General features: G+C 56.0%; 18 protein-coding genes. 17 read left to right on the top strand and 1 reads right to left on the bottom strand.

What is annotated here, in order from left to right; translation table 11 throughout:
• Positions 1–145: 145 nt before the first annotated feature.
• From ACESSC_RS03245 to ACESSC_RS03175, 15 genes are all read left to right on the top strand, one after another.
• Entirely contained in the window at positions 146–1,258 is a 1,113-nt protein-coding gene (locus tag ACESSC_RS03245) for a hypothetical protein (protein ID WP_373161184.1), read from the top strand.
• Positions 1,251–1,697 (top strand): hypothetical protein, encoded by a 447-nt coding sequence (locus tag ACESSC_RS03240; RefSeq protein WP_373161182.1) that lies wholly within the window; start codon positions 1,251–1,253, stop codon positions 1,695–1,697. The genes ACESSC_RS03245 and ACESSC_RS03240 overlap by 8 nt, the downstream gene beginning before the upstream one ends.
• On the top strand, positions 1,690–3,411 hold the full coding sequence (locus ACESSC_RS03235; protein ID WP_373161181.1) for an ATP-binding protein: 1,722 nt from the start codon (positions 1,690–1,692) through the stop codon (positions 3,409–3,411). Before ACESSC_RS03240 ends, ACESSC_RS03235 begins: the two co-directional genes overlap by 8 nt.
• A 29-nt stretch (positions 3,412–3,440) precedes the next feature.
• The gene (locus ACESSC_RS03230) at positions 3,441–4,340 is read left to right on the top strand and encodes a DUF4238 domain-containing protein (protein ID WP_373161180.1); all 900 of its coding nucleotides are present in this window, start codon (positions 3,441–3,443) and stop codon (positions 4,338–4,340) included.
• Positions 4,341–4,539: 199 nt separating this feature from the next.
• The gene (locus ACESSC_RS03225) at positions 4,540–5,640 is read left to right on the top strand and encodes an AAA family ATPase (protein WP_373161179.1); all 1,101 of its coding nucleotides are present in this window, start codon (positions 4,540–4,542) and stop codon (positions 5,638–5,640) included.
• On the top strand, positions 5,633–6,388 hold the full coding sequence (locus ACESSC_RS03220; protein ID WP_373161177.1) for a hypothetical protein: 756 nt from the start codon (positions 5,633–5,635) through the stop codon (positions 6,386–6,388). The genes ACESSC_RS03225 and ACESSC_RS03220 overlap by 8 nt, the downstream gene beginning before the upstream one ends.
• Before the next feature lie 326 nt (positions 6,389–6,714).
• Positions 6,715–8,853 carry a DUF4118 domain-containing protein gene (locus ACESSC_RS03215; RefSeq protein ID WP_373161175.1) on the top strand — a complete coding sequence of 713 codons (2,139 nt, stop codon included), beginning with the start codon at positions 6,715–6,717 and terminating at the stop codon, positions 8,851–8,853.
• Entirely contained in the window at positions 8,850–9,755 is a 906-nt protein-coding gene (locus ACESSC_RS03210; protein WP_373161174.1) for a hypothetical protein, read from the top strand. The genes ACESSC_RS03215 and ACESSC_RS03210 overlap by 4 nt, the downstream gene beginning before the upstream one ends.
• Positions 9,752–11,632, top strand: a complete 1,881-nt coding sequence (locus ACESSC_RS03205; RefSeq protein WP_373161172.1) for a DUF2194 domain-containing protein — start codon at positions 9,752–9,754, stop codon at positions 11,630–11,632. Before ACESSC_RS03210 ends, ACESSC_RS03205 begins: the two co-directional genes overlap by 4 nt.
• Entirely contained in the window at positions 11,629–13,056 is a 1,428-nt protein-coding gene (gene pelF / locus ACESSC_RS03200; RefSeq protein WP_373161170.1) for a GT4 family glycosyltransferase PelF, read from the top strand. Before ACESSC_RS03205 ends, pelF begins: the two co-directional genes overlap by 4 nt.
• 3 nt (positions 13,057–13,059) lie before the next feature.
• On the top strand, positions 13,060–14,604 hold the full coding sequence (gene pelG / locus ACESSC_RS03195; RefSeq protein ID WP_373161169.1) for an exopolysaccharide Pel transporter PelG: 1,545 nt from the start codon (positions 13,060–13,062) through the stop codon (positions 14,602–14,604).
• On the top strand, positions 14,594–16,363 hold the full coding sequence (locus ACESSC_RS03190) for a CotH kinase family protein (protein ID WP_373161168.1): 1,770 nt from the start codon (positions 14,594–14,596) through the stop codon (positions 16,361–16,363). The genes pelG and ACESSC_RS03190 overlap by 11 nt, the downstream gene beginning before the upstream one ends.
• A complete protein-coding gene (locus ACESSC_RS03185; RefSeq protein ID WP_373161167.1) occupies positions 16,350–17,141 on the top strand; it encodes a polyphosphate polymerase domain-containing protein in 792 nt (263 codons plus the stop codon). The genes ACESSC_RS03190 and ACESSC_RS03185 overlap by 14 nt, the downstream gene beginning before the upstream one ends.
• 3 nt (positions 17,142–17,144) lie before the next feature.
• Positions 17,145–17,810 (top strand): DUF4956 domain-containing protein, encoded by a 666-nt coding sequence (locus ACESSC_RS03180; protein WP_373161166.1) that lies wholly within the window; start codon positions 17,145–17,147, stop codon positions 17,808–17,810.
• A gap of 211 nt (positions 17,811–18,021) precedes the next feature.
• Positions 18,022–19,026 (top strand): PLP-dependent transferase, encoded by a 1,005-nt coding sequence (locus ACESSC_RS03175; protein WP_373161164.1) that lies wholly within the window; start codon positions 18,022–18,024, stop codon positions 19,024–19,026.
• Here the strand turns inward: ACESSC_RS03175 and ACESSC_RS03170 are convergent.
• The gene (locus ACESSC_RS03170; RefSeq protein WP_117806151.1) at positions 19,016–19,360 is read right to left on the bottom strand and encodes a winged helix-turn-helix domain-containing protein; all 345 of its coding nucleotides are present in this window, start codon (positions 19,358–19,360) and stop codon (positions 19,016–19,018) included. The two genes, ACESSC_RS03175 and ACESSC_RS03170, sit on opposite strands and share 11 nt — an antisense overlap.
• Before the next feature lie 193 nt (positions 19,361–19,553).
• Here ACESSC_RS03170 and ACESSC_RS03165 point away from each other — a divergent pair, with 193 nt between their 5' ends.
• A complete protein-coding gene (locus tag ACESSC_RS03165) occupies positions 19,554–21,065 on the top strand; it encodes an IMP dehydrogenase (RefSeq protein ID WP_089571691.1) in 1,512 nt (503 codons plus the stop codon).
• A gap of 259 nt (positions 21,066–21,324) precedes the next feature.
• Entirely contained in the window at positions 21,325–23,901 is a 2,577-nt protein-coding gene (gene leuS, locus ACESSC_RS03160; protein WP_373161163.1) for a leucine--tRNA ligase, read from the top strand.
• The last annotated feature ends 218 nt before the right edge of the window (positions 23,902–24,119 follow it).

Genomic DNA, 24,119 nt, shown 5'->3' with positions numbered 1-24,119 from the left:
CGGCTTTGGCCGGACCTCACTGGGCATGAGGAGGCCTTTCTTCAGCGGCTCGCTGAACCTAAATGGACCTAGCCGTGTCATCGTGCGAGTTAAATAGTTACGGTGGGGTAAAATAAAACCATTAATGACTTTATGGCGGTGTTATATGGACCGATCGGGAATATTCGCCCAAGCGGGTTTTGCTTTCCAGTTGAACGTGTTTCTAAAACAGGTTACAGAATTAACCCCTGGTGCAGTTGCTCGTTATGAATATCTTGATGATATCTCAGCTTCCACTGGCCTTGATGAATTAAGTGGGCAGATAGGGCTTTGTGAAACTCAGCTTTTTCAGGTCAAAAATACCAACGTTAGCAAAAAAGATGTAATTCAAATCTATACGAATTGGATTCTTGCTGATTGCGAGCAGGAGTCGATATCTTCTTTTTGGCTTCTTTATTCGGACCAAAAAACTCTCTCTGAGTTTTTTAATGCTATTACCGCCGGTCAATTCATCGAGATGCTGGATAATAGGGCGGAAAAGTCCAACAGGTCAAACGCTGCAAAACTAAAGGCTACTTATAGCAAAGATGAAATTGTTAGATACTTTTCTCGTGTTAAAAAGTGTGCATGTGCTCGTCCTATTAACGAGGATAAGCTCAATGCAGAGATTCGGGATGGACTTGCAAGCCCCTTTCACCTTACTTCAGACGTCGATTTATTCAACGAACGTATTGCTGAGTTGAAAAGGGTGATTCATTACAATATTGCTGATGCGATGTTAAAAGCATCTCCTTATGAAATCGGCTATGAGTCATTTATGCAGCTTTGCGAGCAGATATGCGAGAAAATATCCTCAAACCGATTTGAACCTGATTATTCTGCATGGATGGCTGCTGCGGATAGCGATTTGCTTAGTGCTAAGGAGTCATCGCGTGAATATCGGCAACTGCGGTCCTGTCTGGATGAGCCTTCATTCATTTCACGGCATCTGTATTATTCGGAATACTACCGTTCTGTTAATTATGAGAGGCTCGCTAGGTGTCAAGCTGGCGCTGCTGCTAGCTTGGAAAGTGTGACGTTCGATAACTTTCGTGACTCCTGTCTTTTGCTAAAGGCCAATGCAGACGATTCTCCAATTAAACGGCTGCTAGCTACTAAAGACAAATCAAATCAGTACGCTTTTAATGAGCATGAAAAATGGGGGTCTTGTATTTGGCTAACGAGGGAAGAAACCCCTGCTGATAAACTGATCTCTTGGGAAGACGAAGCCAATGACTAACTGTTCAAATAATCTATTTCTTCGCCAGCGAGCAATAGTGGTAAGCATTTATCTTGACTATTTGCTTGCCGTTCTTTCCTGCGTTAACAGTATGAGCATTACTAAATTACTAGTTTTAATGTTCCTATCTAAATCGATTGAATCTCATGGTAGCGAGCTGCTAAATGGCAGATATTCAAAGCATTTAATTGAGAGGGCGACCTGTGCGGTTTCTGGTAACTATGAGTCGTTCTTATATGAGCTTCAATATTCAGTTGAAACAATTGAGATAGCCGCTGAAGGCGGTCTCATTGCTATCGAAGGCGCTCTTGCTTGCCTTACTGGCGAAGGACGAGCACAGGACTGCAAGGTAAAGAATCCGTTTATCCCTAAATTGATATGTGAAGTCGCTTCCTTGGACGATAAATATGTTCTGTCGGAGATGATTCGTAATGTTTAGCATTGAGTGTTTGGAACTAATCTCTTTTTCTGGCAAGACGTTTAGATATTCCTTTTCTAGCGGTATAAATTACATCCACGGGCCGAATAGCTCTGGAAAAACGGAATTTTACAATTTTATTGATTATATGCTTGGCGCTGATAAAAAGAATCTATCCGAGGCACCTTGGTTTAAGGAGTCGTTGCAGACGGCCAAGATGCAGATTTCCTTTAATGGTCATGTCCTTATCTTATATCGCGATTTACTCGACAATGTGTTTAGGCTGGTAATAGATGGGACAGCTTGCAAGGTGTCTGATCTTGAGGAATATAGAAGATACCTTAATTCTTTGTTTCTGGAATCAGCGGACGAGCCAGCTAGCCTTTCTGAATATGTCGGACAAGATCTGACATATAGGACGTTCACCTTATTCTCTTTTCTAAGCGAAGTTACAGTCGGCCGAATTAACAGTTTCTTCAGCAAGCTCCTCGAAACTAAATATCGGGTTAAACAGAGGCCGCTATTTGATTATCTCTTTAGCATTGACGCGAATCAAATCGTGCTCCTTCAGCGCAAGATAGCTGATCTTAACAAACAGGCTCGCGAGTTGGAAGCCCGGCGCGCCTTTAATAATCATTATCTAGAGGCGGTTAATCAAGAGCTGGCAAAGCTTGGAATTGTCGAACGGTTTGACGGCAGCAATGCCGCTGTAATATCTGAATTGGTTGAGTCGGCCGCAATTTCCACCAAACTCGACTCTTCTTCGAGTTTAAATGCGAACGATGTTGTGGAGGCGGATCAGTTAAGGGACGATATCAAGGCTCAGAAACAAATGATTCATGAGCTGAATGGGACAAAGGTTCAGGATGCGAAACGGCATCGCCTTCTGGACAGGTTGAGTTCACTGATTGCTGAGGATGATTCTAGAGCAGATTTATTGGACCAAACTTGCAGTCTGCTTAACGAAATTGAGGTGTCGATACCCCGAAAAGATCTTGATTTGCAAACGGCTTTGCTTGAGCGCAAAGAGAATAGATTAACTCATCTTGAAGCTAAGTTAACAGCCGCAAACGTGGTATTCAATCCGCTTGATTTTAATGAAAAAAGCAAGGCCGTCTTGGTGGTAAATGAGTATCTATCTCAGTATTCGGCGCTCTGCAAGCCAGATAATTATGATGATGTGAAAAAGGAAATCTCTCGTTTAAAACGGGAGCTGTTTAAACTCAAGCATTCTGATGATGATACTTCTATTAATTCCATTTCTGACACCGTTACCGATTTGTATCATTCCGCTTCTCCGGCCTCTTCCTTTGTTGTGTCTGACTTTAAGCAACTTGATTTTCATATCAAGTTTCAAAAGGAAGGAGTGGGGCTTCAGCCTACATTTACTGAAGGAGAAGATAACGTTGATGTGTTTACGGGGAGTCGTGCTCGTCACACGTTGATGCAAGTCTGCGGCTATTTTGCCTTCATGCATTACTTGCTTCCAAAGCGCAACATTCCGCTTGTCCCTTTGCTTGCTTTTGACCATGTTTCGTCGCCGTTTGATGAGGAAAGCCGTGGTGCGATAGGGGCAATAATTTCGAAGTTTTATTCACTTGTCGATAAGGATGATGTCCAATTATTTCTGTTTGAGACGGAAGATCCTGATGCTTTGGGAGTCGTTCCAGATAAATACATTTCTCTTGTCTCAGACGTTCAGACTGGGTTTAATCCTTTTTACACAGCCGACTAGAGTGATTTGATTATGGTGGGGGTGTAAGTGTGCCTGGAGTTAAGAATCAGCATTACGTGCCTCGATTTTATCTTAGATCGTTTACCGATGACTCGGGTTATCTCAGTGCTGTAAGGCGTGACGCTAGCGGTTTGAAACCCGTCTTTCGAACGAAGCCCGAAAACGTTTGTGCAGAAAACTACCTCTATGAGGTTAGGCGACGCGAAGCCTTGGGCGAAGACGGTTTCGTTGAAAAGGGCGTAATTGAAGATGCTCTTGGCAGAATCGAGAATGATCTTGCTTCTGCCTACCGATCGCTGCTCAGTTATCTTGATTCTGGAAAAATGCCAAAAGGTGAAGCGTGCGTAGAGTTGATTACTCAGCTGGCTTTTTTGCTTGCCTTTCTCATTGTGAGGAATCCTAAATGGTTGAATGAGGTGAGGGGTAACGCCGGTGCCCACTCTGTCGAATTGTTGTCGAGTGGCTTTTTCTCGGACGAAGACATTTCGCAAATGGATTTGGCAGGGTACGGAGACGAATTTGAAGCCATTGTCGAGCTTGCCTATCTGGATACGGCGCTGTTCAGGCTCGACAAGGGCGCGCCTCTGTACGATCTACTTGTCTTATTGCTTGACATGGATTGCCTGTTTTACATAGCACCTGAAGGTACTGACTTTGTCACAACGTCGCTTCCCGTGCATGTCGAGTGGAAGGACGAGAGTGACGAAAATCCTTGTGGCATCTATTTCCCGTTGAGCCCTCGTCACGCCGTTGTATTTAGGCAAAGATTGGAGATTGAGCGTTGCGTCTCTATCTCTCACCTGGCTGATTATGCAGTAGATTCATTTAATCGCATGCTCATGAACGGTGACGGTTTGTGGGAGTTTCTGATCGCAAGAGATCGGTCTAAATTGGAGCGTCTTATTGAGGAATATTTTGACAGAGTTTAGGCCGAGTGATTATTTGCTCGCCTGAGTACTACTGAATATCGTCAATGGCACAGCCTCACGGTGTCTTTGCCATGTCAACCTAGGTCACGTTATTCGTACTCCTACTACTACACGCTGGACAACTTGACTTCGACTATAAGGCCCTCGCCAAGTCGCCTCCATGTTATACTTGCCGTAAAAACTTTACGGCAAGTATAACATGGAGGTTTCGATGCTAACGCGTTTTGAGGTCGAGGGATTCCGAAACTTCTCCCATAGATTTACCTTCAATTTGACCGATGTCAGGGACTACAGATTCAACACGTCAGCCATCGATGAGGGCATCGTTTCTTGTGGTCTTATCTACGGTAAAAACGCTGTCGGCAAAACAAATTTCTCCAATGCTCTTCTCGATATTTCAGCAAATGTGGGGCGTCGGACCTTCTATTCCAATAAAACTAATTACCTCAGCGCAGTTGATGGGGTCACGTCGGCGTGCTTTGCCTACACGTTTCGCTTTGGGAATGACGAAGTTGCTTATCGTTACGAAAAGACTGGGATAACAGATTATCTTCGTGAGACAGTGGCTGTTAACGGCAAGATTGCATTTGATTACGACCACCGTGCAGGTAAAGTGCTCGATGGCGATTTGGCTTCTATCGGTGCCGATCGATTGAACTGGGAGTTCAAATCTCCCGGCATTTCTGTTTTGGCGTATGTGTGCAATAACATTCCTTTTGAGAGGGCAATGCCTCTTTTTAAGCTTTATACGTTTGCGCGGTCAATGGATGCCATTGGCGACGCGCATATGAACGACCGTAACCTTGTCTCTACCATCGCCGAAAATGTTATTTCGAATGACTTGGTTTCTGAGCTTCAGGCTTTTTTGAATGACTTTGGGATTCGAGAACGCCTTACTGCGCGTGAAACGCCATCGGGTGATATCGCTTTGTACTTTGAAAAAAGTCGACTTATTCCGTTTGTAGAAAACTGCTCAAGCGGCACTGTTGCACTGCTGCGACTGTTTAATTATTTCCATGCTACAAGTGTGCCGTCCTTGCTTTTTGTAGACGAGTTCGATGCGTTCTACCATCACGATCTCGCCGAGAAGGTCGTTGGCTATTTTAAGTCCCAGACCGGACGCCAAGTGCTTTGCGCATCGCATAATACAGATTTGTTCAGCAATAAAATCCTTAGGCCAGACTGTTTATTCATTCTTTCGGATCACAATATTATTTCAGCTGCCAATGCAACAGATAGGGAACTAAGGGAAGGGCACAACCTCGAAAAGCTCTATAAGGCTGGCGAATTCGATGTCTAGGAAGCAAGTCCTGCTTATCGTTGAGGGTGTAAAGCAAGAGATTAATCTCTTTCATGCTCTCTTTGAGTGCTATGGCCTCGACATTGGCTATGAGATCGTCCCCTATAACACAAATATCTACGAGCTTTACGAAAGGATGTTTTCGGACGGCTTTCAGGATGACTTATCGCTGCTCGGCGTCCTTAAGGAACGTGCTTCTCAAGAGGATAAGTGGCTATTTGACCAGGATTATTCTGATGTTTTGCTGGTCTTTGACTATGAGCCCCAAGATAATAGGTTCTCACCTGCACGGTTAGAGGTAATGCAACGTTACTTTAACGAGAGCACAGACAATGGCAAGCTCTACGTTAACTATCCAATGGTTGAGGCATGTAAGCACTTTCTGAAAATGCCCGACGCTGAATATCTAAATAGAACTGTTTCTCGCGAAGACGTTTTGAAATACAAGTCAATTGTTGGCAATGCTTCTAGGTACCAGAGTTTTGAACGGCATTTTATTAGACCTGACGTTGATGAAATGATTGTTCTTACCGCCATCAAGGCGCTTCGGTTGTGCGGCTATAACGGCGAGGCCGGTTATGAGTCTGAGTATAGAGACCTTGACCATGAGACGATCGTGAAGGCGCAAAACGATACTTTGCGTTTGGCTGATGAGGTATGGGTTCTTGGTACCTGTCTGCTATTTATTTTAGATTACTCAACGGGTCTTATTGATTTCGCGGGAATCGAGTCGAAGCTACTTGGCTAGACTTCTGGACGCTGCTAGTTCTGATTAATGTTGTCGATGCGGGGCTGTCATTTCGGAAGTGCGGTGAAAAAATCGGAAACCTCCGAGCACAAACTGATTTTCGGCAACAAAACCGCAGGTCTCGGATGTCTAAAACAGGGGTCTGGTCGACCGTTCTCGGTTTTTCACCGCACTTCCGGATTGGGCGCTCATTTAGCACTCTCGATGTCCCCACATCCTCTAAAAAAGTTCTTAATACAGCCTTAAAGGCGCTCCAGCTCGCGTTGACAGCGTAAAATACGCATGTTTGACTATGACAGAAGTGGATTTTAGAGGAAGGGTGCGCTATGGAGGTGCTGGTTGTTGGCAACACCGCATATGTTGACGATGACTTTTGCGCCAAGGCGTTCCCCGGGGACCACGTTAAGGTCGTCGCTGCCGCGGAAGCGCGCCGCGACGAGTCGTCGCCCCATGCCTCGTGGAAAGAGCTGCTTCGGCACTTGGAGCAGGCCTACGAGTTCGACCGCGTGGTCTACCTGTCTAATTACCTAACCCCGCATACCGATACCGTGGGCGATATCGAGCTGCTGCGCTCGGTCTTTCGTACGTGCGCGGGTCGCCGGGTCCAACTGCTGTATGTAGCGGGGCCCGCGGGTGCCGAGGGTGCCGCCGATGCCGCGGGGCGAACGGGCAAGGGCATTATCGCGCACGCAGCCAACGACCTGTGCCGCTACTACGCTGCTCGCGAGGGCGTTCAGACCAAGATCCTGCGCGTGCCGTTCCTGTATACCGCGTCTGCCGCGCTGGAAGACCCGTTTTTGGTGCCGATGCTCGACGCATGCTCAACCGGATCGGCCGCTCTGCAGGGCGCGCAGGATGCGGCGTTTCCTCTGCTGTGTGCCGAGGAGCTTTCGGTGCTGGTACGCCGTATCTTCGACAGCTGGGATGGCAACTTTGAGACGCTCGACGTAGCCGATACCTTCCATCATACGGCGGGCGAGGTGGGCGAGGCCCTTCAGGCACTGTTCCCAGGGCTCTCAGTTGCCTATGGCGATTCTGCCGGCTACGCCCTGCCCGCCAGCGACGTCGCTCGCGTGCACTATGGCTGGTTTCAGCGCTACGACTTGCTGCGCGACCTCTCGACCATTCAGGCTCGCTGGGATGCTGGCCGTGCAAAGAAGGTCATCCCCTTGCGCGCGGCCATCGACCGCATTCAAATGCGCACGCTGCCTGTCAAATGCCTGGAGACGGCAGCCGCCTGGGTGCTCTTTGAAGTGCTGGAGCGCTTGTTCTCCCAATCGACCCAGCTCAACGTGCTCGATTATCGCCTGCTCTACGTGGTGCTCATCGGCACGCTGTATGGCTTGGACTTTGGCCTGGTTGCGGCGCTGCTGGCGTCGGTGGGTTTGGCTGCGAGTTACTTTACTTTGTACGGCTATACCTTCCAGGGCCTGTTCTACGAGCCGTCCAACTGGCTGCCGTTTATCGCGTACTTTGTTGTGGGTGCCGTGTGCGGCTATGTGCAGCTGCGCAACAGCGAAGCCATTAGGGCGGAGCGCGATCAAAACGAGCTCGTGCGCAACCGCAATACGTTTCTTACGCAGCTCTACCACGACGCGATCGAGGATAAGCGCGCGTACAGGCGCCAGATCGTGGGTCGCCACGACAGCTTTGGCAAGATCTTTGCCGTGACGCAGGAGCTTGACGTGCTCAACCCACGCGACATCTATCGCAAGTGCTGCGAGCTTCTGGGCGAGATCCTCGAGAACGATTCGGTGGCGATCTACCATGTTTCGGGCGGGGCATTTGCACGCCTGGTGGCAGCAAGTCCCGCGATTGCCGAAGATGCCGCACGCTCGCTTACGCTTGAGCAGCTTTCGCCCCTTTTGGGCGACGGGGGTCGTTCGAACCTGTGGGTGAACCGCGAGCTGACGCCGGGGCTTCCCATGTTTGGATACACGATCGAGTGTGACGGGGCGCCCGCCGTGTTGATCTTTGTGCGTCGTGCGGCCGAAAACCAAATGACCCTCTATTATCAAAATCTGTTCCGCATCTTGTGCGGCCTGGTCGAAAGCGCGCTGGGCCGTGCCTTTGACTATGAAGCGGTGGCACAGGATAAGCGTTGCGTTGACGGTACTTGCGTGCTCAAGCAGGCTGCCTTTGGCCAAGAGCTCGCGGCCGAGCAGGCGCTGGTAGATGGCAAGATGGGCAGCTTTTTGCTCCTGCGCGTGGTACCGGGCATGGAGCCTGTCGGCGAGCTAGTGGGCGCAATTGGGTCGGCAATCCGCGAGAGCGATGCGGCGGGCCTGGTCGATGGTGACATGCTCTACCTGCTTATGCGCCAGGCAAAGGCGTGCGATCTGCCCATTATCCGCGAGCGCCTGAGCGCAAAGCAGATTGCGGTGGAGCCCGTCGACGGCGAGGACATCGTGGCGCTGCTGCAGCACATCGCTTACACCGGTGACGGTGAGGGGGATGTCGCTTGATCTCGCTTGTCGTTGCCGCCGTCTTGTTGCTGATTCATGCGCTGGTTTGCCTGGTGCTGTGGATGCTCATGAAGTTGGGCCTGCTGCCGGTGCGCGGGCACATGCTGGCTGTGATAGTGCTGGTGCCGCTGTGGGGACCGTTGCTGGTGGTTCTGCTATCGGTCCGCAGCGCGGTGTTTGGCGAGGGACTGAAAGAGTCTGCGCTGGAGTCGCTGCGCTTCAACGACGACCTGCATCGCAGCATCCTAGTGCACGAACGTGATGCCGATGCAGGCGTAGTGCCGCTCGAGGAGGCGCTCATCGTCAACGACCCGGCAGACCGACGCCGCCTAATGCTCTCCATGCTCACCGAGGAGCCCGACGCGTACTTGGCGCAGCTGCAGGCGGCTAAGCTTAACGACGACGTTGAGGTGGCACACTATGCCGCGACGGCGGTGGCGCAGATCTCCAAGGAGTCCGACCTTAAACTGCAGCAGCTGGAGCGTGCCTTTAAGACGGACCCGAGCGCGCAAAACCTCAACGAATACTGCGATTTTCTTGGTGAATACTTGGGCTCGGGCTTGGCCGAGGGGCGCGTGGCTCAGATTCAGCGCCAACAGTACGCGCGCCTGCTTGCGCGTCGCTGCGAGCGCGAGGACACCCTTGAGCTTCGCATTCGATACGCGACGGCGCTGGCCGATGTCGGACAGATCGACGAGGCGCAGGCCGTGACCGACCAACTGGTGCTCGACGTGCCCGAGGAGCAGGAGGTTTGGATGCTTTGCCTGCGCCTGGCGGTGATGCGCCGCGACGGTGACGAGGTCCACCGCGTGATCGATGCAATTGACAAACAGCATGTATACTTGAGCGCCGCCAACCGCGAGGAACTGGCGTTTTGGCGCAACGGAGAGGAGGCCCGATGAGCGTGGTACAGCATATCCGCGACCGTGCGGGCCATTTTCGCTGGATGGGGCTGCTTGTGGTGTGGGCGGTCTTTATTGCCATGGCGGCCGTGCTGCTGGTGGAGCGCGCCGGCGTACAGTACAGTGCGGGCCAGCATAAGCTGGGGATGCTTGCCGCCAACGATGCGCTGCCGGCTTCCTCGGCAATATTTGGCCAAAAGCCCACGTGCCTGGTCATTACCGATTCCGATCAAGCTGGCGTCGAGGACGTAAAGGAGCAGTTCGACCAGATTCTGCTCGACATGAAGATCGCGCACCGCGACGTGGACCTTGCCCTGGACGGCGCGGATGCCATTCCCTCGCTGACCTCCTACGATTGCGTGATTTTGCTCATGCCGTCGCTCGATGGGCTCGGTACGCACCTGAGCGACATTATGAGTTGGGTGAGTGCCGGCGGTTCGCTTATGCTCGCCATGCCGCCGGATAACTCGAGCTATCTGCAAGTGATTGCCTCCAAGCTTGGCATTGAATCGGCCGGATATGACTATGTAAAAGCCGAAAGCATTGTGCCGGGCGAGGACTTTATGCTGGGCGGGGGAGAGCGCTACGAGCTCTCGGACCCCTTTGATTCGTCGCTTTCGGTTTCGCTGCGCGAGACGGCTCGTGTGTGGGCTAAGACCGGCGATGCGGGCGCCCCGCTCATTTGGTCGAATGACTGCGGTAGCGGTCGCACCGTGGTGTGCAATATCGGTATCTATGACAAGGTCATGCGCGGTTTTTACGCCGCGGCGATCAGCCTGCTGGGCGATGCCACGGCCTACCCCGTCATCAACAGCGCCGTCTTCTATCTGGACGACTTTCCCAGCCCCGTGCCCTCGGGCGACGGCACCTACATCAAGCGCGACTACGGGCTTTCTATCGCCGACTTTTATGCCAAGGTCTGGTGGCCCGATCTGCAAAAGCTCGCGCAAAAATATGGCGTTCGCTTTACCGGCGTGATGATCGAAAACTACGAGGACGCGGTCAACCAGACCGAGCCCGCGCGCCAGGCCGATACCACGCAGTTCCGCTACTTTGGCGGCATGCTGCTGCAGATGGGCGGAGAGCTGGGTTTCCACGGCTACAACCATCAGCCGCTTGCGCTCTGGGACACCGACTATGGTACGTTGTACGTCTACAAGACCTGGAAGAACAAAGAGACGCTCGTCGCTTCGCTCAACGAGCTTATCGCCTTTCAGGACGAGGTGCTGCCTAATGCGCACGGCTCGGTCTATGTGCCACCGTCGAATATCCTTTCGGCCCGTGCGCGCAAGCTTATCGGCACCGACGTTCCGCGCATTAAGACTATCGCCAGTACGTATTTTGAGGATGGCACTGACCTGCCGTACGTGCAGGAGTTTGGCGTGGCGAGCGATGGCATTGTGGAGCAGCCGCGCATTGTCTCGGGCGGCATGGTCGACGATTCCTACATGCGCCTGGCTGCCGTGTCCGAGCTCAACATGCACTACGTGAGCACGCACTTTATGCATCCGGACGACCTACTGGATCCCGATCGCGGCGCCAAGGAGGGCTGGGAGGTCTACAAGGGCGGTCTGACCGACTACCTGGACTGGCTTACCAAGTCTGCGCCCGACCTGCGGCGCCAGACCGGTTCGGAATGCTCGGGCGCCATCCAGCGTTTTTCGTCCGTGACGGTGGGCGTGGACACAGGCGCGGATGCCTGGACGATCAGCCTGGGCAATTTCCACGACGAGGCGTGGCTCATGTTCCGCGCCAACAACGGCGAGCCTGGTGCAGTCACGGGTGGCGAGATTACGCATCTGACGGGCGACCTGTACCTGGTCAAAGCCACGGACAAGAGGGTGACTATTGCACGCAAGGAGGGTGGCGACAAATGAGAATCTGCTTGGTACTCGAGGGTTGCTACCCCTATGTGCACGGCGGCGTGTCCACTTGGATGCACGGCTACATCCAGGCCATGCCCGAGCACGAGTTTGTGCTGTGGGTGATTGGCGCGCATGCTGCCGACCGCGGCAAGTTTGTCTACGAGCTACCCAAAAACGTGGTCGAGGTACACGAGGTGTTTCTGGACGACGCCCTGCGGCTTTCGGGCGAGCAAGAAGAGGCCGACTTTAACGCCCGCGAGCGCGAGGCGCTGCGCCGCCTGGTGTCGCTCTCCAATCCGGACTGGGACGTGTTGTTCGATATCTTCCAGCGCCGTCGCGTGCATCCGCTCTCGTTTTTGCAGAGCCGCACGTTTATGGATATCTTTCGCGACGTGTGCCTGGCCGAGTACCCCTACACGCCTTTTGCCGACGCATTCCACACTATGCGCTCCATGTTGCTGCCCGTGCTCTACCTGCTGGGCAGCGAGGTGCCGGTGGCCGATGTGTACCACGCCATCTCAACCGGCTACGGCGGCCTGCTCGCCTGCCTGGGCTCAAGCGTTCACCATGCGCCGGTGCTGCTCACCGAGCACGGCATCTATACCCGCGAACGCGAGGAAGAGATCATTCGCGCCGACTGGGTGGTGCCGTCGTTTAAGGACCGCTGGATCCGCTTTTTCTACCTGCTTTCGGAGGAGATCTACCGCCGCGCCTTCCGCGTGACGAGTTTGTTCCATAACGCCCGCAAGACGCAGATCGATATGGGCTGCGATGCGGGTAAATGCCTGGTCATCCCCAACGGCATCCAGTTCGACCGCTTTAAGGACATTCCCTTAAAGCCCGATGACGGCTGGGTGGACATTGGCGCGGTGGTGCGCCTGGCGCCCATCAAGGACGTCAAGACCATGATCTATGCCTTCTTTGAGCTGCACGAGCGCCTGCCCCGCGTGCGCCTGCACATCATGGGTGGCGTGGATGACGAGGAGTACGGCGCCGAGTGTCACGCGCTGGTCGATACCCTGGGCGTGCGCGACTTGATCTTTACCGGCCGCGTCAACGTGGTTGAGTACATGGAAAAGCTCGACTTTACCATTTTGACGAGCATCTCCGAGGGCCAGCCGCTCAGCGTGCTGGAGTCGCTTGCAGCGCGCCGTCCCTGCGTGACGACCGAGGTGGGCTGCTGCCGCGAGCTGCTCGAAGGCGCCCCGGGCGACGACTTTGGCGTGGCGGGTTTTGTGACGCCGCCTATGTATCGCAAGGGTTTGGCTGATGCCATGGAGCGCATGTGCAAAAGCCGGGCCCGTCGCATTGAGATGGGGGAGCGTGGCCAGCGTCGCGTTGCCACGTACTTTTTGCACGAGCAGATGCTCGCCAACTATCGCGCGATGTACGACGAGACGGCGCGCGTGTTTGACCTGCCCAGAGAGGGGGAGTAGCCGGTGGCCGGAATCGGTTTTGAGCTCAAACGCCTATTTAGGCGCAAGGGTCTTTTTGCCACGATGCGCGCCTATGGCTACGCCGGCATTGTGTGCACGGGCCCCATGCTGCTGGGCGTGCTACTCCAGGTGGGTATCTTGGTGCTGTGCGGTCTGTGGGGCGTGGGGCGCGCCAACCAGGATCTGCTGGTGTGCATGGTGACCTATACACTGCTGGCCTCGCTTACGCTCACAAGCTTTTTCTCCATGCCGGTCACGCGCTTTTTGGCCGACATGCTCTTTGCCGAGCGCGAGGATGAGATCCTGCCTTCGTTTTGGGGATCTAATGCCATCATGCTCGTTGCGGGCACGGTGCTCTACGGCGTCTTTTTGCTGTTCTCGGGGGCCACGCTGCTGCAGGGGCTGCTGTGCCTGTGGCTCTTCAACATCATGATCGTCAACTGGAACGGCATGAGCTATCTCACGGCCATCAAAGATTATCGTGGCATTCTGTGCAGCTTTGCGGCCGCCATTGGCGTGGCGTGCCTGTGCGCCCTGGCAGCGCTGGCACTGGGGCTGCCGCCGGTCGAGGGCCTGTTGGCATCAGTTGCTCTGGGCTACGGCGTCATGCTTGCCTGGGATGTGGTACTGCTGTACCGGTATTTTCCACAGAGTGATCGGAGTCCCTGGCGTTTTTTGCGCTGGCTCGACCAATTTATGCCGCTTGCGCTTACGGGGCTGTTTACCAACTTGGGGCTTTTCGTACACCTGGTTATTATCTGGGCGGGCCCTATTGGCGTGCAGATCAAAGGCCTGTTTTACGGGGCTCCTTACCATGACGTTCCGGCACTCATTGCGTTTTTGACCACACTCGTCACGACCGTCAACTTTGTGGTGTCGGTCGAGGTCAATTTCTATCCGCGCTACCGTGACTACTACAGCCTGTTCAACGACGGCGGCGTGGTGGGCGATATTGTGGTGGCCGAGGAGGAGATGCTCTCCACGCTCAACAGCGAACTGCGCTTTTGCGCGCTCAAGCAGCTGTTTGTGACCGCGGCGGTCATCTCGCTCGAGACCACAGTGCTCTCGGCCCTGCCGCTGGGCTTTAACAATCTTATGCACGGGTATTTTCGCACGTTATGCGTAGGCTACGGCCTGTATGCCGTGGGCAACACGATCCTGCTTATCTTGCTGTACTTTACCGACTACAAGGGAGCCGTTCTGGCCTCGGGCCTGTTTGCCGGTGTGGCAGGGCTGGCGACCGCCGTGTCGTTGCTTTTGCCGCAGCAGTTTTACGGCTTTGGCTTTTTGTTGGGTGCGGTGGTGTTTTTTATCGTGGCCCTGCTGCGGCTCGATACCTATACCGCCAACTTGCCGTATCGTATCCTGAGCCAGCAGCCCATTGTGGCGACCGACAAAACGGGTCGCTTTACACAGCTGGGCCGCTTGCTCGACCGTGCCGAGCAGCGCTATGAGGAGTGCCGCCGCAAGGGCATGCCGCACGGCGCGTTTCAGCGCGCAGTAGTTCGCGTGTATCGTAACCATTGGGGAGGTTCTGATGATCGATAAGTTGATGTCTCGCCGCTGCCTGATCGAGGCGGCTGCCGGCGCGCTGTTGCTTTCGGGCTGCTCGTCTCAGGACGAATCCTCGACTAAAAAGGGCAAAAAGCAGGACAAGATTAAAAAGGCCGAGGCCTCCGACCAGTCCAAGCACCTGCGCGATAAGGACGAGCTGTACGAGGTCTATGATGACTCGGGCATTGTGACCATGTACCTGACGGTCTCGCGCGGCAACAGCTCCGAGAACACCGACCACAGCTGGGCCGAGATCAATACGTACTCGGTATATGACTATGCCGACATGGGCGTGACGCGCTATCAGGTTATGGGCCTGCTGCAGCCGGGCGACGAAGACGGCCCGGTGGCCGGCGAGGTTGGCTATGGCGAGGAAGCGCCCAATGCTACCGTGCAGGTGCGTGGCCAGACGTCGAGCTCCTACACGCAAAAGAATTACAAGGTGGAGCTCAAAAAGGGCAAGGGTACCTGGCGCCAACAGCGCGCGATTGCGCTCAACAAGCACATGGGCGAGGGTATGCGTTTTCGCAACAAGATGGCCTACGACCTTATCCGCGGGATTCCCCAGATGATGGGCCTGCGTACGCAGTTTGTGCATCTGTGGGTGTGCGACCAGACCGAAAAGTCCAACGATACCTTTGAGGACTACGGCCTGTTTACGCAGGTGGAGCAGCTCAACAAGACGGCGCTTAAGGCACATGGCCTGGATAAGAGCGGGCACCTGTACAAGGTGAACAGCTTTGATTTCCATCGCTATGAGGACACCATTAAGCTCGCCGACGATCCCGACTATAACCAGGCAAACTTTGAGGGCATGCTCGAGATTAAGGGCGATTCGGACCACACCAAGCTCATCGAGATGCTCGATGCGCTCAACGACGAATCGCAAAAGATCGATGAGGTTCTCGACACCTACTTTGATACCGAGAATCTGGTCTATTGGCTGGCGTTTCAGATCCTGACGGGCAACTGCGATACTCAGAACCGTAACTGTTATCTGTACAGCCCGCTCAACTCAAATACCTGGTACTTTTTGGATTGGGATAACGATGGCATGCTGCGCAAGCTGGAGCTTTCTCTTACAGGGTTTTCGGACTACGCGAGCTGGGAGCGCGGCGTAAGCAACTATTGGGGTAACGTGCTGTTTAATCGTGCGCTGCGCAGCAAGGCGTTTCGCAGTGAGCTCGATCGCGCCGTCATGGACCTGCGCTCGTATATGACCGAGGCACGTCTGAGCAAGATGATCAAGCATTATCGCGAGGTTACTGAATCGCTGGTCTTTGCTTCGCCCGATATCGATAATCTGCCTGTCACCAAGGATCAATACGAGCAGATTGCCGCGGCGATTCCCTCCGAGATTGAGGAGAACTACAAGAGCTTTCGCGAGAGTTTTAAAAAGCCCATGCCGTTCTACATCGGCGTGCCGCAGATCGATAACGGTAAGCTGCGCATTAACTGGGATACGTCCTACGACTTTGAGGCGCGCGACATTCGCTACACCGTAGAGCTTTCGCGCGACTATGCCATAAGCGACGTGCTTTTTAAGGCCGAGGACGTGCTACTGCCCGAGGTGACCTGCGATGCGCCCAATGCCGGCCAGTATTTTGTGCGCGTGCGCGCCACCAACTCAGACGGCTATATACAAGATGCGTTTGACTACTATGTGACCGACGACGGCAAGCACTACGGCATGAAGTGTTTTTACGTGCAAGACGGCGGTAAGGTCGTGGAGGACACGTATGAGGAGGGCTAGCGCGCTGCTTGAGCGCTTAGCGGCTCCGCCTGTGCGCGCCACGCAGGAGCGTTATCGCCACGAGCTCAAATATCTCATTAATGAGGGCGAGCACGCCGCGCTTGCCTGCCGCATGGCGCCGGTGTTTAAGCTGGACAAGCATGCGCGGGCGGGTGGTTACACCATTCGCAGCCTGTACTTTGACGACTACTGCAACTCGGCCTACGAGGAAAAAGACGCCGGTATTCTCATGCGCAAAAAGTATCGCGTGCGCATCTATAACGGCAGCGACAAGGTGATTAAGCTCGAGCGCAAAAAGAAGTACGGCAGCTGGATCTACAAGGAGGACGCGCCGCTCACGCGTAGCGAGTATGAGCAGATTCTGGCCGGCGACTACGACTTTTTGCTGAGGAGCCCCTATCCGCTCTGTCGCGAGTTCTACATCGAGTGCATCTGTAATATGATGCGCCCGCGGACCATCGTGGACTACGAGCGCGAGCCGTGGGTGATGGACGAGGGCACCGTGCGCATTACCTTTGATAGCAACGTGCGTGCGGCGGTGGGGAGCTTTGACATCTTTGACGCGACGTTGCCCGCGTTGCCCGTGCTGGAGCCCGGCAAGCTGGTGATGGAGGTCAAGTATACCGAGTTTTGCCCGCAGCTGGTGCGCGATATGGTGCCGCCAGGTGCGGCCGAACTCACGGCGGTCTCTAAGTACTGCCTGTGTTATGACAAGACCGCCTACCTGCGCGGTTTTAACTACTGGGAATCGGATTTTGGGAACCGAGGGGATATTTAGACCATGAGCACTAGGGACTTTTTTAAGAACTCTGTCTTGGAGGCGTTTGGTCAGGTCGACCCTGCCAAGATCGGCCTGTCGCTGCTCGTGGCGCTCGCCATGGGCATCCTGATCTATTACGTGTACAAGCGCTTTTTTACCGGCGTGGTGTATTCGCGCAGTTTTGCCGTAACGCTCGTTGGCATGTGCGTGCTCACCTGCATGGTCACGCTCGCGATCTCGACGAATGTGGTCATCTCGCTCGGTATGGTCGGTGCTCTGTCTATTGTCCGCTACCGCACGGCGGTCAAGGACCCGCTCGACCTGTTGTATCTGTTTTGGGTCATTACCACGGGCATTACGGCGGGCGCCGGCATGTATGCGCTCGTAGGACTCACGGCAGTGGTGATCGTGGTGATGATCGCCGGCTTTGCGAGCCACCAGGACAAGGCGCGCGTGTACATGATGGTCATCCACTACACGGGTCAGACCACCGGCGATGATATCGTGCGTGCATTTGGGCGCACCAAGTTTACGGTGAAGTCCAAGACCATGCGCGGTGACAAGGTGGAGATGGCCGTCGAGCTGTTCTCGGACGGCGTTGACATGCCCTACGCCGATGCGATTCGCGCGCTCGACGGCGTTGAGGACCTGACGCTCATCCAGTACAACGGCGAATATCACGGCTAATTTTGTTCCGGTGTTCTAACGAACGCCGGACCGCTCGACGCTGCGCGGGCATCTGCCGGGCGATCTGCCGCTCAAACCGTCGCTCGCGTACATGAAGTACGCGTCGCTCCTCTTTCACGGCACCTCGCCACGACAGCTGCCCGCTCGCTGGCGCGTGCTCTTCCAGGATGGCTAATTTGGTTCAGTTTTATTATTTAAGGGACGGTGTCGCGTGGACGTGCAACAGCTAGAAGAGTCCTGGGCTGCAAGGGCCGGCGCGCGTGAGGCGCGTCTTGTTGCGGCCTCGCACGTGCCGGCGGCGCTGTCGCTGCTGGGGATTGTGCGTCCCAGCGATCGCTTGGTGGCCTTTGCCGATGACTTTGCCGATGCGTTTGCGCGCGGCTTTGATGCCTGCGACGTTGTGCTCGTGGGGGAGCCGTCGGTTGCGGCGTTTACCGCCGCGTCCGAGGGCTTTGATGCTTCGTTTGATGCTGGCGGGTCGCATCTGTGGTGGTTCGTCAATTCCATCGGCGGGTTTGGCCTACGTGTGCCCGACCTTCGCGCTCTGGGCCGCGCGGCTCGTGAGTCGCATGCGCTGCTTGTGGTGGATAACACCGTGGCAGGTGTTTTTGGATGCGATCCGTTGCGCTTGGGTGCCGCGCTGTCGCTCGAGGCACTCGACCGTGTGTGCGCCGGCGAAGCTCCTCGCAAGCTCGTCGCCGTCTCGGTGGCGCGCTCGCAGCTCAAGCGCCATCGCGTGGATGCCGCCGCAGAGTGCGCGCACGCGTTGCTTGCGACCTGCAGCGCGCCTGCTTTTGACCTGTCTGCTGAGGAGACCGATGTGCTGGAGCGCGGGCTGGACTCGCTCGATACCCGCATGCAGGCGCATTTCGACCGCGCCCGTGCGCTGGCCGAGTATCTGGCTGCCAACGAGATGGTGCGCAACGTGCGCTATCCCGGGCTGAGCTCGCATCCCGACCATGCGGTTGCAACGGGAATCCTCGAGCACGGCTTTGGCCCGGCAGTTGAGTTTGACCTTATCGAGCGAAGTGCGGGTGAGCTGTTCGACACATTGCCGGGGGAGTTCCGCACGTCGCCCGCCGGCGGCTCAACAACGCGCCTTTCGGCCCCGCGTGGTAAGCAGGGGGGCGCCATCCGCCTCTTCGCCGGCACCGACGATCCCCTGGTTGTAGCGTCCACCCTAGACAACGCCCTTCGCAAGTTAGCTACTCTTTGATGCTGGCGATGAGGTCGTCGGCTTTTGAGGCGATGACGTTGTTGATGTCGGTCTGCAGCTCCTCGTAGACCGCTATGGCTCGCTCGCCGGCCGGCGTGAGCGTGGATCCGCGGGCTCCGTCGCGCTCGATGAGCTTGCAGCCCAGCTGGCCTTCGGCCTCGTTCACGATGCGCCAGGCCTTGGAATACGCCATGCCCATGCTCTTGGCGGCACGGTTGAGCGAATGCTCTCGGGCAATACCTTGCAGCAGCAAGACACAGCCGTGGCCAAACACGCCCGGCAGGTCTTTGTCGCACGCTTGAATGACCAACTTTGCCGTCGTCTTGTACTCCATGTGCTCCACGTCTCCCCGCTAAAGTGTTTGCTGGGCAAACGCAAAGCCTGCGTCAAACCCTCGTGTGCTCTTCTTAAATCATGCATTGTAGCAGTCAAAGTGCGTTAAGATACTTGCCCAGTATTGGGCGCCCAAGGTTGGGCTGGGTCCTACGAGGCCTGCAGCCGACCGGTCGCATGGAAAAAGGAGAAACATGGCTACGTTCTTTCCCGGTGAGTCCCACACGTTTTCGGAGTATCTGCTGGTCCCTGGCTACTCGTCCTCGCAGTGCATCCCCAACAACGTCTCTCTTAAGACGCCGCTAACCCGCTTTAAGCGCGGTGAGAAGCCGGCAATCACCCTGAACATCCCCATGGTTTCCGCCATCATGCAGTCCGTCTCGGGCGTCGACATGGGTGTCGCGCTCGCTACCGAGGGTGGCCTGTCCTTCATCTACGGTTCTCAGACCCCCGAGTCCGAGGCCGCCATGGTTAAGGCCGTCAAGGATCACAAGGCCGGCTTTGTTCAGTCCGATTCCACGCTGACCCCCGACATGACCATGGAACAGGTCATCGAGCTCAAGGAGAAGACCGGTCACTCCACCATGCCGGTCACCGACGATGGCACCCCCAAGGGCAAGCTCCTGGGTATCGTCACCAGCCGTGACTATCGCCCCAGCCGCGATGACCACCAGAAGAAGGTCTCCGAGTTCATGACCCCGCGTGAGCAGCTCATCGTGGGCGACAAGAACATCAGCCTCAAGGTTGCCAACGACGTCATCTGGGACAACAAGCTCAACGCTCTGCCTATCGTCGACGACAACGATCACCTTATGGGTATCGTCTTCCGCAAGGACTACGACAGCCACAAGACCAACCCCAACGAGCTGCTCGATAACGACAAGCGCTACATGGTCGGCGCCGGTATCAACACCCGCGACTATGCCGAGCGCGTGCCGCTGCTCATCGAGGCCGGTGCCGATGTCCTGTGCATCGACTCCTCCGAGGGCTTCAGCGAGTGGCAGAAGCGCACCATCGAGTGGATCCGCGCCAACTACGGCGAGGACGTCAAGGTCGGTGCCGGCAACGTCGTCGACGCCGAGGGCTTCCGCTTCTTAGCCGACTGCGGTGCCGACTTCATCAAAGTCGGTATCGGCGGCGGTTCCATCTGCATTACCCGCGAGACCAAGGGCATCGGCCGTGGCCAGGCCACCGCGCTGATCGACGTCTGCCGCGCTCGCGACGAGTACTACGAGGAGACCGGCGTCTACGTGCCCGTGTGCTCCGACGGCGGTATCGTCTACGACTACCACATGACGCTCGCCCTTGCCATGGGTGCCGACTTTATGATGCTGGGCCGTTACTTCGCCCGCTTTGACGAGAGCCCGACCGAGCGAGTCAACGTCAACGGCCAGTACATGAAGGAGTACTGGGGCGAGGGTTCTGCGCGTGCCCGCAACTGGCAGCGCTACGACCTGGGCGGCGCGGCGAAGCTCAGCTTCGTCGAGGGCGTCGACTCCTACGTTCCCTATGCCGGTTCCCTCAAGGACGGCGTGGGCGGCACGCTCTACAAGGTCAAGTCCACGATGTGCAACTGCGGTGCCCTCTCGATCCCCGAGCTCCAGGAAAAGGCACGCCTGACCCTGGTCAGCTCCACCTCCATCGTCGAAGGCGGAGCCCACGACGTTGTCGTGAAAGACTCTCAGCAGTCTGTGTCTTATCGATAGGATAAGAGCTGCACATAAAGGTTGAGTATCAACCACGTTATTTAGATAAAGCGAGATGCCTGCAAGTCGCAGACATCTCGCTTGTTGTATTTGCTATCATCAGTCAAGTTAACCTTAGGGTCGGGCGGTTTAGCTTTGTTCGCTACAAGTTCCGCACGCAAAGAAGAGCACTTAATGTGCTCTTCGTCTTGCGCAGGACTGTCCGCAGTAGCGAATAAAGCCAAGCCGACCGACCCCATCTAAGATTAAAGGAGCTGATATGTGCGATTGCACAGATCATAAGGATGAGATCCCTGCCTACGACGCGCAGGCCATTGAGTCCAAGTGGATGAAGGCCTGGGAGGACTCCAACCTCTTTGCCGTCGACACCGACGCCAGCAAGCCCAAGAAGTACGTGCTCGAGATGTTCCCGTATCCGTCGGGCGACCTGCACATGGGCCACGCGCGCAACTATACCATCGGCGATGCCATGGCCCGTCAGGCCCGCATGCGCGGCTACGATGTGCTGCACCCCATCGGCTTTGACGCCTTTGGCCTGCCTGCCGAGAACGCCGCTATCAAGCACAACACGCAGGCTGCTGCCTGGACGTACAAGAACATGGACCAGGCGCTCGCCACGATGAAGCGTATGGGCTTTTCCTACGATCTGGATCGCATGGTCAAGACCTGCAGCCCCGATTATTACCGCTGGGGCCAGTGGATCTTTGAGAAGTTGTGGGAAAAGGGCCTGGTCTACCGTAAGAAGAACCCGGTCAACTGGTGCCCCACCTGCAAGACCGTTCTGGCCAACGAGCAGGTCACCGAGGGCAAGTGTTGGCGCTGCGGCACCGAGCCCGAGAAGCGCGATCTGGAGCAGTGGTACTTCAAGATCACCGAGTACTCCCAAGAGCTACTCGACGATCTGGAGAAGCTCCCCGGCTGGCCCGAGCGCGTCAAGCAGATGCAGGCCAACTGGATCGGTCGCTCCGAGGGCGCCGAGGTCGACTTTACCCTGTGCGACAAGGATGGCGAGCCCATCGAGGGCGACGAGGGCAAGATCACCGTCTTCACCACGCGTGCCGATACGCTCTTCGGTGTCTCCTTCTTTGTCCTGGCCCCCGAGTACGCTCGTCTGCACGAGCTCGTCGAGGGCACGGAGTACGAGGAGGCCGTGACCAAGATCGTCGAGGACTCCAAGCATATCTCCGCCGTCGAGCGTGCCCAGGGCACCCTCGAGAAGCACGGTGCCTTTACCGGCCGCTACGTGGTGAACCCGGTCAACGGCGAGAAGGTCCCCGTGTGGGTTGCCGATTATGTCGTTGCCGACTACGGCACCGGCGCCGTCATGGCCGTTCCCTGCGGCGACCAGCGCGATTTTGAGTTTGCCCGCAAGTACGACCTGCCGATCGTGCCGATCATCCTGGACGATGACGACCGCGCAGCCGTCGAGGCTAACGGTGAGACCATCGATACCTTCCATGCCGAGACCGTCGACTGGGATTGCGCCCACGCTGCCGAGGGCACGCTCGTCCAGTCCGGCAAGTACACCGGGATGCGCGGTGGCAAGCACTCCGAGGGCGAGGCTGCAATCGTGGCCGACCTCGAGGCCATGGGCTGCGGTCGTCGCAAGGTCGAGTTCCGTCTGCGCGACTGGCTCATTTCCCGTCAGCGCTATTGGGGCAACCCCATCCCGGCCATCCACTGCGAGCACTGCGGCATCGTACCCGTGCCCGAGGACCAGCTGCCGGTGACGCTGCCCGAGAATCTTGACCTGGGCGCCGGCGAGACCCTCGCCGAGTGCAAGGAGTTCTACGAGACCACCTGCCCGGTCTGTGGCCGCCCGGCCAAGCGCGAGACCGATACCATGGACACTTTCACCTGCTCCAGCTGGTATTACCTGCGCTATACCGATCCGCACAACACCGAGCTGCCCTTCTCCCGTGAGGCCGCCGACCGTTGGATGCCCGTCGATAACTACATCGGCGGCATCGAGCACGCCATTCTGCACCTGCTCTATAGCCGCTTCTTTACCAAGGCGCTGCGCGACCTGGGTCTGCTGAGCGTGGACGAGCCCTTCACCAACCTGCTGTGCCAGGGCATGGTCAAGGACGAGAACGGCGACACCATGTCCAAGTCAAAGGGCAATGTCGTGCCCCCGAGCTCGGTCATCGAGCCCTACGGCGCCGACACCATGCGTTTGGCGATCCTGTTTATCGCCCCGCCCGAGAAGGACTTCGACTGGGATCCCAAGGCCGTCGAGGGCGCTAACCGCTTCATTAAGCGCGCCTGGCGTATCGTTTGGCAGCTCGTCCAGTCCGGCGACGCCAACGTGGCCTTTGGCAAGTCCGCGCTCGACGAGGTTGCGATGAAGCTCTATCGCGAGCGTCACCGCACCATTGCCAAGTGCACTGAGGACTTCGATCGCGGCCAGTTCAACACCGCGATCTCGGCCGTCATGGAGCTCGTCAACGCGGCGAGCGCCTACCTCAACGCCACCGAGGGTGCCGCCCGCGACAAGGCGCTGTGCTACGGCGTGGCCAAGGACATCGTGAGCGTCCTGGCGCCCATCTGCCCGTTCTGGGCCGACGAGCTGTGGCACGAGGCACTCGGCTGCGAGGGCAACGCCTACACCGCCGCCTGGCCCGAGTTCGACCTGGCCGAGTCCGTTGAGGACACGGTGCAGATCGTGGTCCAGGTGCTCGGCAAGGTCCGCGGCCGCGTCGACGTTGCCCGCGATGCCTCCAATGAGGATATGCAGGCTGCCGCCGAGGCCGCCGTCGCCAAGTGGCTCGAGGGCAAGACGGTCGTCAAGGCCATCTGCGTGCCCGGCAAGCTGGTCAACCTGGTGGTCAAATAGGCTCTCCGTGTAAAGCTGACATGCAATAAACGAGGGACGGTCCGGTTGGGTCGTCCCTCGTTTTGTTTTGCCTGCCCAAAGCGCCCGCGGTCAATTGTTCTATTCTTGTGGAGAACCTGTGCGCACGCTGACCTGCAGATTCGTACTGTGCTTGCACGTTTCCGCAGCTATTGGTATAGTTTGCTTGCAAATGAAGTTGTAATTGAAAGAAGTGGGGT

The sequence above is a fragment of the Collinsella aerofaciens genome, from assembly GCF_964243765.1.
Classification (GTDB): domain Bacteria; phylum Actinomycetota; class Coriobacteriia; order Coriobacteriales; family Coriobacteriaceae; genus Collinsella; species Collinsella aerofaciens_BU.
Note: the sequence above shows the minus strand (reverse complement) of the source record. Positions and strands in the feature narration are given on the sequence as shown.

Bases quoted from the DNA above. Each gene is read 5' to 3' on its own strand.
- ACESSC_RS03245 (WP_373161184.1), top strand. From the start codon at position 146: ATGGACCGATCGGGAATATTCGCCCAAGCGGGTTTTGCTTTCCAGTTG.
- ACESSC_RS03240 (WP_373161182.1), top strand. From the start codon at position 1,251: ATGACTAACTGTTCAAATAATCTATTTCTTCGCCAGCGAGCAATAGTG.
- ACESSC_RS03235 (WP_373161181.1), top strand. From the start codon at position 1,690: ATGTTTAGCATTGAGTGTTTGGAACTAATCTCTTTTTCTGGCAAGACG.
- ACESSC_RS03225 (WP_373161179.1), top strand. From the start codon at position 4,540: ATGGAGGTTTCGATGCTAACGCGTTTTGAGGTCGAGGGATTCCGAAAC.
- ACESSC_RS03220 (WP_373161177.1), top strand. From the start codon at position 5,633: ATGTCTAGGAAGCAAGTCCTGCTTATCGTTGAGGGTGTAAAGCAAGAG.
- ACESSC_RS03215 (WP_373161175.1), top strand. From the start codon at position 6,715: ATGGAGGTGCTGGTTGTTGGCAACACCGCATATGTTGACGATGACTTT.
- ACESSC_RS03205 (WP_373161172.1), top strand. From the start codon at position 9,752: ATGAGCGTGGTACAGCATATCCGCGACCGTGCGGGCCATTTTCGCTGG.
- pelF (WP_373161170.1), top strand. From the start codon at position 11,629: ATGAGAATCTGCTTGGTACTCGAGGGTTGCTACCCCTATGTGCACGGC.
- ACESSC_RS03190 (WP_373161168.1), top strand. From the start codon at position 14,594: ATGATCGATAAGTTGATGTCTCGCCGCTGCCTGATCGAGGCGGCTGCC.
- ACESSC_RS03185 (WP_373161167.1), top strand. From the start codon at position 16,350: ATGAGGAGGGCTAGCGCGCTGCTTGAGCGCTTAGCGGCTCCGCCTGTG.
- ACESSC_RS03180 (WP_373161166.1), top strand. From the start codon at position 17,145: ATGAGCACTAGGGACTTTTTTAAGAACTCTGTCTTGGAGGCGTTTGGT.
- ACESSC_RS03170 (WP_117806151.1), bottom strand. From the start codon at position 19,360: ATGGAGTACAAGACGACGGCAAAGTTGGTCATTCAAGCGTGCGACAAA.
- ACESSC_RS03165 (WP_089571691.1), top strand. From the start codon at position 19,554: ATGGCTACGTTCTTTCCCGGTGAGTCCCACACGTTTTCGGAGTATCTG.
- leuS (WP_373161163.1), top strand. From the start codon at position 21,325: ATGTGCGATTGCACAGATCATAAGGATGAGATCCCTGCCTACGACGCG.